The following is a 10,221-nucleotide window of genomic DNA, read 5'->3' on the forward strand; positions in this document are numbered from 1 at the left end:
CCGCGCGTTCGGGAGGCCGACCTCCAGGAACTGGCGCAGCTCGGCCGCCGTGCCGTCGACGACCTTCGCGGCGGCCTCGTGGACGCTGATGCCCGCGTCCTTGTCCGCCAGGATCCGCCGGACCTCGGCCCGGTCCGCCGCCTCCTGGGAGCCGCCGTCCTCCGTGGTGTCGGCCGCCGTGTCCGGACCGCTCACTCCGACGGGCTTCGGCTGCTCGGCAGCGGACGCCATCGACGGGAACAGGACGGTCGGAGCGAGTGCAGCCGCGGCAAGGACGGCGGACACCTTGGGCAACTTCATCAAGCAGACCTGTTTCTCGAGCGAAGAACACGGGGAGAAGTCGTGAGCCCGGTCAGCATAAGTCCTGCTGCATGGTTGTCATATCACCATTATTTAGCGGACGAGCTTCACGGCCGAGGCGCCGACTCTTCGCACACAGGCAATTCCGGACGTATGAGGACAGTCCCCCTCCCGGAGGAACCCCGGGGCCGGAATTCCGGGCGGATGAACGGATGAACGTCTCTCCAACTCCCCCCGGCAGCCAGGTGACCCCGGCCGGAATCCCGTGTCCGGCGTCGGCGGAACGATCGCGGTCGACCGGTCGTCCGGACGACGGGCGGGCCCGGACGGCGGTCAGGCCCGGACGGCGGACGGGGCGAGGCGACGCAGGCGGTCACCGGTCTCCGCATCACGCGCCGTCAGCACCACCAACTGCAGCCCGCCGGACGCCTGCAGCACCACCTGGTCGATCCGCAGCATCCCCAACTCCTCGTGCAGCAGGTCCTTCTCCGCCCCGGCGCGCTCCAGCACCTGGTGCTCGTCCAGCCAGCGGTCCGCCTCCGGGTACGCCGCCCGCAGCCGCCTGATCAACCGGGCCAGCGGCCGCGCCGCCGGCGCACCGTCGCCGCCGCGCTCGGCGTAGGCGGAGCGCAGCTGCGCCAGGGTCCGGCGGGCATGGTGCTCCCAGTCCACCGTCCGGGCGCGGTGCAGGGGGCTGGCGAACACCACCCAGGCCAGGTTGCAGTCCTCCGGCTCCCGGCCGGACAGCCCGAACAGCGCCTCCGCGCCCGGATTCCAGGCCCGGACGGCCCAGTCCGCGTCCATCACGAACGCCGGCGCCGGCCACTGGGCGTGCATCAGCCGCAGCAGCGGCGCCGGCACGTCTCCCGCCGCCTCGGTCCCCGCCGCCCCGGGCGCTCCGGCCACCCCCGGATGGCTCCCTGCCAACCGGAACAGGTACGCCGTCTCCGCCCGGTCCAGCCGCAACGTCCGGGCCAGGCTCGCCAGCACCTCCGGCGACGGGTTGATCGCCCGCCCCTGCTCCAGCCAGGTGTACCAGGTCACCCCGACACCCGCGAGCAGCGCCAACTCCTCGCGCCGCAGCCCGGGGGTGCGCCGCCGCACCCCCGGCGCCATCCCGACGTCCTCCGGCGTCAGCCGGGCACGCCGGCTGCGCAGGAAGCTCGACAGCGCGTTCCGCCGCGTCTCCGCGTCGTCCATCCCCCCGCCCGTCCCTTCCCTGGTAGTCGCACTGCCAGTATCCACAGACACTGCCGCCCTCCGGACCGCCCCGCGAGGCTGAGGGCACCAGCCGGACGCACCACCTCGCAGGGAGACTTCCGATGACCCGTCACCTCCTCCGCACCGCCGCCGTCACCGCTGCGGCGGCCGGCCTCCTGCTCGGCACCGCCGGGGCTCTGCCGGCCTCCGCCCACGGCGGCCACGAGAACCGGGGCCCGGCCGTGATCGCGGGCCATGCCCCGACCCTCGTCCCGGAGGGAGCCACCTGGGACCAGGACCGTCAGCGCTTCCTGGTCGGATCGCTGCGCCACGGCACGGTCTCGGTCGTCCGCCCGGGCGGCGGTGTCCGCACGCTGATCGACGAACCGGACACGCTGGTCTCGGTGATCGGCCTGCACGTCGACCGGGCCCGCGGCCGGGTCCTGCTGGCCAACGGCGACAACGGCCTCGGCACGCGCACCTCCGCCGCGACCGCCGGGCGGCTGGCCGGCCTCGGCGCCTACGACCTGGAGACCGGCCGGCGACTGTTCTACGCGGACCTAGCCGCGGTGGCGGGCGACGGCGGCCCGCACTTCGCCAACGACGTGGCCTTCGGACCGGACGGGACCGCGTACGTCACCGACTCGCTCGCCCCGGTGGTGTACCGGATCGCCACGGACGGCACGGCCTCGGTCCTGGTTCGCGACGCCCGGCTGACCCCGGCGCCCGGCGGCTACGGACTGAACGGCATCGTCCTCCGGGACGGCCGGCTGATCATCGGCAAGTGGGACGACGGCACGCTGTGGCAGGTGCCGGTGCACCGGCCGGCGGACCTCCGCCCGATTCCGGTCACGGCAGGCCCCGGCACGGGCGGGCCGGGCGCGCTGCTGCACCTGGACGGGTTGCTCGGCCGCCCCGACGGCAGCATCGTCGGCGTGACCAACGGCCTGGCCGGCGCGGGCCTCGACGCCTCGGTCGAGCTCCGCTCCACCGACGGCTGGCGCACCGCCCGGCTAACCTCCGTCCGCCCCTCGGCCGACCTCCTGCCGACGGCCGTCACGCCCGGCCCCGGCGGCGGCGTGTACACGCTCTCCGGCCGGCTGGACCTGGCGTTCGCCGGCACGCCGGGCGACACCTTCTCCCTGCGGCGGATCTGAGCGGGGCGGGCGGAGTCGGGGCGGGTCGGGGCGGAGTCGGGCGGGGCCCGCCGGATCCGCCGCGGCGCGTCTCGCCCGCACGGGTTACAGAGAGCCGGAACTGACGCTCCGTGGCATAGATTCGCCCGTTACGAGCAGCAGTCCGCGCCGCGCCGTGCGGCCGACCCCGGGAGCGTCCGTGTCGATGCCCGTCTACCGCTACAAGCTCTCCGTCGACGGACGGGACCACCTCTTCCACGACGTCTCCGGGCTGGAGACGTCCTACGAGGTCATCGAGCACAGGGACGGCTCGGGAACCACCCACCTGATGCCCGGACAGCGGAGGACGGCCACGGTCTCCCTGCGCCGGGGCTCGGCCGACGGCTACCAGGCCCTGTGCGACTGGATCGACACGATCGGGCTCAACACGGTCGACCGGAAGGACGTCACGGTCTCGCTGCTGAACGGCCCCCGCACCCCGGCGGTGAGCTGGACGGTCACCGACGCGTTCCCGAGCACCCTCACCTCCCTGGTCCACGGCGACGGCGCCGACCGGCCCGTCATCGGAGAACTCGTCCTGCAGTCCCCCCTGGTCGTCCCGCGGTTCGGGGCCTGAACTCCCGAACCGCGGCCCCGGGCGAGGGGGCACGGCCGCCCCGGGGCCTGCGGATATCCGGTGGATCGGCGCGGGAGCCTCTGGTTGGATCCCGCCATGACCAGTGACCTCCCCGACAGCTACGAGATCTCCACCGACCCCGGGCGCCTCGACGGCGCGCTGATCCACCGGTGGCTGTCGGAGGACTCCTACTGGGCCCGGGGCCGCCCCCGCGAGAAGCAGGACTCCGCCGTCGCGGGATCGCTCAACTTCGGTGTCTACGACCGCGCCGCCGGCACCCAGCTCGGCTACGCCCGCGTCGTCACCGACCTGGCCACCTTCGCCTGGCTCTGCGACGTGTACATCGCCCCCGCCGCGCGCGGCAAGGGCCTGGGCACCGCGCTGGCCGCCGCCGTCCGCGACCACCTCGCCCCCTACGGCCTGCGCCGCGTCCTGCTCGCCACGGCGGACGCCCACGAGGTCTACGCCAAGGTCGGGTTCACACCGCTGGAGACACCGGAGAAGTGGATGGCCCTCGGCGAGCAGTGAACCGGCCCGCGGGCAGTGCGTCCGCGGGCCACCACGGCCGGGCGGAGACACCGGCCCGGGTCACGGGTCACGGGTCACGGGTCACGGGTCACGGGTCACGGGTCACGGGTCACAGCCGGAGCGTACGGCTACTTGGTGCAGGTCCGGTCCCCCCTTCGGCAGCCTGCCACTCGCCAGTGCCGTCCGCGCACATGATCGCCTGCTGGGAGCTGCCGGTCGCCGACCCCTGCGCGCCGAACGCGAACCGCAACACGGCGGCGAACGCCTCCGACGGCCGGGCCGGCCATCTCGCTACTCCGGCCGCCGCCACAGGTTGCGCCGCGCGAGGAGCGGCAGCACGCCCTCCCCGAACCAGTACGCCTCCTCCAGGTGCGGCATCCCGCTGAGCACGAACTCCTCGATGCCCAGCTCGTGGTACTCCGTGATCAGGTCGGCCACCTCCCGGTGGCTGCCGACCAGCGCCGTCCCCGCGCCGCCCCGCAGCAGCCCGATGCCCGCCCAGAGCCCCGGGTGGACCTCCAACCGCGCCGCCGAACCGCCGTGCAGGGCCAGCATCCGGCGCTGCCCCTCGGACTCGCTCTCCGCGAGCGCGCGCTGGGTCTCCCGGATCCTCACCGGGTCCATCGCCGCCAGCAGCCGCTCGGTCTCCGCCCACGCCTGCGCCGAGGTGTCCCGGGTGATCACGTGCAGCCGGATCCCGAACCGCACCACCCGGCCCTGCGCGGCGGCCAGTTCGCGGATCCAGGTGATCTTCTCCCGCACCTGCGCGGGCGGCTCCCCCCAGGTGAGGTAGACGTCCGCGTACCGGGCGGCCACGTCGCCCGCCGCCGGCGACGAACCGCCGAAGTACACGGGCGGCACCTGGTCCGGCAGCCGGTTCAACACGGCGCGCTCCACGCGGAGATGGGGCCCCTCGTGGTCGACGGTCTCGCCCGCCCAGAGCCTGCGCGTGATCGACAGGAACTCCCCGGTCCGCGCGTACCGCGCGTCCTTGTCGAGGAAGTCCCCGTACGCGCGCTGCTCCGCCGACTCACCGCCCGTCACCACGTTGAGCAGCAGCCGGCCGCCGGACTGCCGCTGGTACGTCGCCGCCATCTGCGCGGCCAGCGTCGGACTGATCTGCCCCGGCCGGAACGCCACCAGATACTTGAGCCGCTCCGTCACCTGGGTGAGCATCGCCGTCGTCAGCCAGGCATCCTCGCACCAGGCGCCGGTCGGCGTCAGCGCCCCCTCGAACCCCAACTGCTCCGCGCTGCGGGCGATCTGACCCAGGTAGGCGACGGACGGCGGCCGGTCCGCCCCGGCGGTCCCGGGCGTCGAGCCGTGCCCACCGCCGACGACGTGCCGGCTGTCGCCGTTGGTGGGCAGGAACCAGTGGAAGGTCAGGGACATGAACACACACTCCGGTGCCGAGAACGCCTGTGGGGAGGGAAGGGAGCAGCACTCACCGACGACAGGCGGCCGCGCACACCCGCACCAGGTCCACGTGCAGACGCCGCACGAGGCACCCGGAGGCAGCGGCGGAGGCGGCGGGGGCGGTCATGCGGGCGATTATCCGCCCACGACCGGCACGGATCAAGAGACCGTCGCCGGCGCCCTCGGCCTCGGCCTCGCCCCGACCGAACAGCGGAACGGGATGGGCACACCCGATCCACCCGTCCCGGGCATGTGTCTCGACTTGGCCACCATGCGGCCGGAACCCTACGCCCCCGGCCCTCCCGGACCGGACCATGGGCGTCGACAACGCGGCGTCGGAAGTGCGTTCCCGGCCAGGGGGGTTGGGTCGACAACACCGCGACGCCGCCGTCAGCACCAGGACACCGATTCGAGTGGAGTGAGCGTGACACGCAGGCACCTCGTGTACGTCCTGCCGGGCATCGGCGGCAGCGTACTGGAACGTCCGCGGGCGGGCGGACGGCCGGGAACGGCCGTCTGGGACGCGGGGTTCGGCGACATCGCCGGCCTCCTCACCCGACCCGGCCGTCTCACCCCCGACCGGCCGCTCCGGCCCACCGGCCTGATCCGCTCTCGACGGCTGCTGCCCGGCTGGACCGTCGTCCCCGGCTACGAGCGACTCCTCGACGGCCTGCGCGCCCTGCCCGGCGTCCGGCTCGACGAGGGCCACCCCGACCGGCGCGACCCGGCCGCCAACGTGGTCGCCTTTCCCTACGACTTCCGGCTCGGCGTCGCCCACGCCGCCCGACTGCTCGCCGCCGACGTCCACGAACGCCTCCAGGACCACAGCGAGGCCGAACGCGCCGGCCGCGTCGTCGTCGTCGCCCACTCGATGGGCGGCCTGGTGGCCCGCCACTGGCTCGGTGTCCTGGAGGGCTGGCCTCTCTGCCGCGCCCTGATCACCCTCGGCACCCCGCACCGGGGCGCCCCCAAGGCCCTCGACGTCCTGGCCAACGGCGTCCGGGTGGCCGGGATCCGGCTCGACGAGGTCAGTAACCTGCTCCGCACCTGGCCCGGAGTCGCCGACCTGCTCCCCCGCTACCCCGCCGTCCTGGACACCACCACCGGCACACCCCGCTACCCGCTCGATCCGGCGCTCCCCGACCTCGGCGAGTACGCGGCGGCCGCCTTCGCCGTGCACAAGGACATCGAGGACGGCTGGCGGAACATCCCACGCGGCCCCGATGCCCCCGAAGTCCGGCCACTGCTCGGCTGGAGCCACCGCACCCCCGGCGCCGCGCACTGGGACGGCGAGCGGCTCACGGTGACGAAGACCGTGCCCGACTGGCTCGACCTCGACGGCTGGGAGAAGGACCACGGCGACGGCACCGTCCCCGCCTACTCCGCCGTCCCCCTGGAGATGAGCGGCCACGACACCTCCGGCTGGCGCGCCCGCGACCGGCACGGGCCGATCGGCTCCGCCCCCTGGATTCCCGCACTGGTCGAGGCCTACGAACGGCGCGCCGCACTCGCCGCCGTCCGCGGCGAGGAACGGCAGACCTCTCTCGGCCTCGACCTGGACGAACTCCACCAGGCCGGCGCGCCCGTCCCGCTCCGGGTCGGACTGCACCGCCACACCGCGCCCGACAGCGGACCCGGTGCCGGGCCCGACAGCCGGCCCGGCGACGAGCCACCCACGGTGTGGGCGTCCCTCCGGCAGGCCGAAGCCCCCGGTCGGCGGACCGCCGAGGTCGAACTGGACTGGGACACCGCCGAAGGCTGCTACCACACCGAGCTGCCCGGCCAGCAACCCGGCCTCTACGACCTCAAGGTGACCGCGAGCGCCGTCCCCGGCGCCGGCGACCTCACCGTCACCGACACCATCGCGGTGGTGGCCCCGTGACCTCGTGGCCCCACTGGAACCAGGAGGGCGAGGACGCCGCCCTCGCCAAGTACGTCCGCCCCGACGAGGTCGCCGCCCTCGTCCGCCTCCCCGGCCCCGCCGGTGGCAGCCGCCTCGACCAGGCCCGCGCCGTGTACGAGGCCCTGGCGGACGCCGGCATCACCTACTCGTACGAGGCACCGAGCGGCGAAGCCGGCCGGCAGGTCGTCCGGCAGCCGGCCGAAGTGCTGTGGAGCCCCCGGCACGCCACCTGCCTCGACCTCGCCCTCGTCCTCGCCGCCGCCTGCCTGCACGCCGGCCTGCACCCGTTCGTGCTCCTCGTCGACCCTCCCGGCGGCAGCGGCCCCGGCCACGCCCTGCTCGGTGTCCGCGTCGACGACCCCGAACCCGGCGAGCCGTGCCCACCGGACACCGACCTGTGGACCGAACGGCCGGAGGACTGGGACGAACTCGTCCGCGCCGAGGTCCACGGCCCGGCCCGCCCCCTGCTCGTCCTCGACCCCGTCGGCCTCGCCCACGCCCTGCCCACCTCCCCGATCGCCGGCACCGGCGCCGCCTTCGCCGACGCCGCCCGCACCGGCGCCAGGTACGCGGCCCACTGGCGGTGGCGCACCGCCCTCGACATCGCACGGCTCCGGCGGGCCGAGGACGCCCACACCCCGTCGGTACACCGGGCCGACGACCCGCTGCGCGCCCCGTACCTGCCGTTCGACCCACAGGTCCACCGCCCGCTGCGGCTACTGCGGCCCGAGCACAACACGGTGCGGTTCCAGGCGCGCGACGAACTCACCGTCCTGACCGACTGGTGCCTGTCGGTCGCCGAGGGGCAGCACACCGGCGTCGCCGTCGTCCACGGCGTCGGCGGCGCGGGGAAGACCCGGCTGGCCCTCGAAGTCGCCCACCGGCTCGCCGAGCAGCACGACTGGTACGCGGGCTACCTGCGCAAGGACACTCCCGGCCTCGACTGGCTGGGCGTCGTCGTCTCACCCACGCTCGTCGTCCTCGACTACGCCGACGCCCGGCCCGCCGAGGCCCGCGGACTGTTCAGGGTGCTGCGCCGCCGCGCCGAACGCGGCGCCGCGCCCGCCGTGGTCCTCATGACCGCCCGCTCCACCGACGGGCAGTGGCTGCCCGACCTGCGCCGGGCCTGGCTCGGCGACGACCACCCCTGCCGCGAACGCCCACCGATGATGCTGCCGCCCGAGCACCCCGACGGGCGGGCGCTGGCCCGGCGCGCCGTCGAGGCGTTCGGTCCCGGTGCCCGGGCCCTCACCCCGGAGGACCTCGCCGACGCCGCCCCGCAGGACTGGACCACCCTGGACCGCCTGCTGCTCGCCTTCCTCGCCTCCCGCACCCCGGACCGGGAGCGGCTCCCCACCAGCCGCGCCGAGCTGTACGAGGAGGTGCTCGACCACGAGCGCTCGTACTGGGCCCAGGTCTACCGGCGGGCCACCGGCACCACCGGCGACGCGCCGCTCGACGTCCTCGACCGCGCCGTCACCTGCCTCACCCTGCGCGCACCCACCGGCCGGAAGGAGACCTCCGCCGCCCTGCGCGCGGTCGAGGAGCTCGCGGACGACGCTCGGTGGCGGGAACAGATCCGCGGCACGCTCACCGACTGCCTCCAGCCCGCCCCCGGCGAACCGCTCGCCCTCCGGCCCGACCCGATCGCCGACCACCTCACACTGCGTACGCTCCAAGCGGACGAGGAGCTGCTGACGGCGGCCCTGGACGGACTCGGCGAGGACCAAGTAATCAGCGCACTACGACAGTTCAACCGCGCGGCGGCCGCCGACCAGGGGGCGGCGGCGGGTATGCTCGCCGACTGGACCGCGGCCGGGGCGGAGCGCTGGCGCACCACCCTGGAAGTGGCCACGGACCAGGGCGGAGCGGTCCTGGAAGCACTCGGACGGCTCGTCGACGCGCCGGAGGCACCAGTCTGGCTGGCCGAGCTGGCGGAGACCGTCCCGTTCACCTCGATCGGGGTTCCGCACCTGGCGCTCCGGGCGGAGCAGCGCCGACTGGACGCGGCCCGTGCGGCGACCGGGACGACGGACCACGAGACAGGTGTCCTCCTCAACCGCCTGGGACAACGCCACTCCCACGCCGGGAACAGGGCCGAGGGACTGGCCTCCTTCGCCGAGGCCGTCGGACTCTACCGCCGGCTCGTGGCGGCCACTCCCGATGCCGCCGTGTTCCTCGACGGCCTCACCGCCTCCCTCAACAACCTCGCCGTCCAACAGTCCGACGTCGGCGACCGGGCAGCCGCCCTCGCCACCATCACCGAAGCCGTCGGCCACTACCGCCGGCTCGCCGACAGCGACCCCGTGTACCTCCCCGCCCTCGCCAACTCCCTCAACAACCTGTCCACCCAGCAGTCGGCCGACGGTGACGGGCCGAGCGCCCTGACGACCGTCACGGAGTCCGTCACCCTCTACCGCCGGCTCGCCGACAGCGACCCCGTGTACCTCCCCCCGCTGGTCGGCGCTCTCATCAACCTCGCAGCCGATCAGTCCGCCACGGGCGACCGGAGAGGCGCCCTGGACACCATCACCGAGGCCGTCTCCCTCTACCGCCGGCTCGCCGACGCCGCCCCCGCCACCCACCTGCCCCGCCTCGCCACCAGCCTGAGCAATCTCGCCAAGCACCGGTCCGACCTCGGCGACCCGGCCGGTGCACTCGCCGCCGCCGACGAGGCCGTCGGCATCCGCCGCCTCCTCGTCGACGCGAATCCGGCGGTCTTCCTCCCCGACCTCGCCACCGGCCTCCACGGCCTCGCCAAGTTCCGGACCGACCTCGGCGACCGGACGGGCGCCCTCGGCGCCTCCAGCGAGACAGTCGCCATCCGCCGGCGCCTCGTCGACGCCGCCCCCGCCGCGCACCTCCCCGACCTCGCGGAGTCCCTCAACAACCACTCCGTCCACCAGTCCAACCTCGGTGACCGGAACGCAGCCCTCGCCACCATCACCGAAGCCGTCACCCATTACCGCACGCTCGCCGACACCGACCCCCGCGCCCACCTCCCCGGCCTCGCCCGATCCCTCAACAACCTCGCCAACCACCAGTCCGACGTCGGCGACCGGGCAGCCGCCCTGACCTCCGCCACCGAAGCCGTCACCCACTACCGCACGCTCGCCGACACC

At 74.6% G+C, this 10,221-nt stretch carries 7 protein-coding genes and 1 pseudogene; 5 read left to right on the forward strand and 3 right to left on the reverse strand.

Annotated features, from left to right (window positions below):
- Window positions 1-300, reverse strand: a pseudogene (locus PUR61_RS34495) (hypothetical protein); the annotation flags it as partial.
- A 333-nt stretch (window positions 301-633) separates the two neighbouring features.
- Window positions 634-1,500: a helix-turn-helix transcriptional regulator gene (locus PUR61_RS34500; RefSeq protein ID WP_329883476.1), complete on the reverse strand. Its 867-nt coding sequence runs from the start codon at window positions 1,498-1,500 to the stop codon at window positions 634-636.
- A 122-nt stretch (window positions 1,501-1,622) separates the two neighbouring features.
- Here PUR61_RS34500 and PUR61_RS34505 point away from each other — a divergent pair, with 122 nt between their 5' ends.
- The 3 genes from PUR61_RS34505 (at window position 1,623) to PUR61_RS34515 (ending at window position 3,780) form a co-directional block, all read left to right on the forward strand.
- On the forward strand, window positions 1,623-2,657 hold the full coding sequence (locus PUR61_RS34505; RefSeq protein ID WP_329883477.1) for a hypothetical protein: 1,035 nt from the start codon (window positions 1,623-1,625) through the stop codon (window positions 2,655-2,657).
- A gap of 184 nt (window positions 2,658-2,841) precedes the next feature.
- Window positions 2,842-3,252: a phage tail protein gene (locus tag PUR61_RS34510; protein ID WP_329883482.1), complete on the forward strand. Its 411-nt coding sequence runs from the start codon at window positions 2,842-2,844 to the stop codon at window positions 3,250-3,252.
- Between the two features lie 96 nt (window positions 3,253-3,348).
- Window positions 3,349-3,780, forward strand: coding sequence for a GNAT family N-acetyltransferase (locus tag PUR61_RS34515; protein ID WP_329883478.1), 432 nt, complete (start codon window positions 3,349-3,351; stop codon window positions 3,778-3,780).
- 291 nt (window positions 3,781-4,071) lie between these two features.
- Here PUR61_RS34515 and PUR61_RS34520 read toward each other — a convergent pair whose 3' ends face one another.
- Complete coding sequence (locus tag PUR61_RS34520) at window positions 4,072-5,172, reverse strand: LLM class flavin-dependent oxidoreductase (protein WP_329883479.1); 1,101 nt, start codon at window positions 5,170-5,172, stop codon at window positions 4,072-4,074.
- 448 nt (window positions 5,173-5,620) lie between these two features.
- Here PUR61_RS34520 and PUR61_RS34525 point away from each other — a divergent pair, with 448 nt between their 5' ends.
- Entirely contained in the window at window positions 5,621-7,078 is a 1,458-nt protein-coding gene (locus PUR61_RS34525; protein WP_329883480.1) for an esterase/lipase family protein, read from the forward strand.
- Window positions 7,075-10,221 (forward strand): hypothetical protein (locus tag PUR61_RS34530; RefSeq protein ID WP_329883481.1); only part of this gene is annotated, 3,147 nt, incomplete at its 3' end. The genes PUR61_RS34525 and PUR61_RS34530, both read left to right, overlap by 4 nt.

Source organism: Streptomyces sp. BE20 (assembly GCF_036322525.1).
Classification (GTDB): domain Bacteria; phylum Actinomycetota; class Actinomycetes; order Streptomycetales; family Streptomycetaceae; genus Kitasatospora.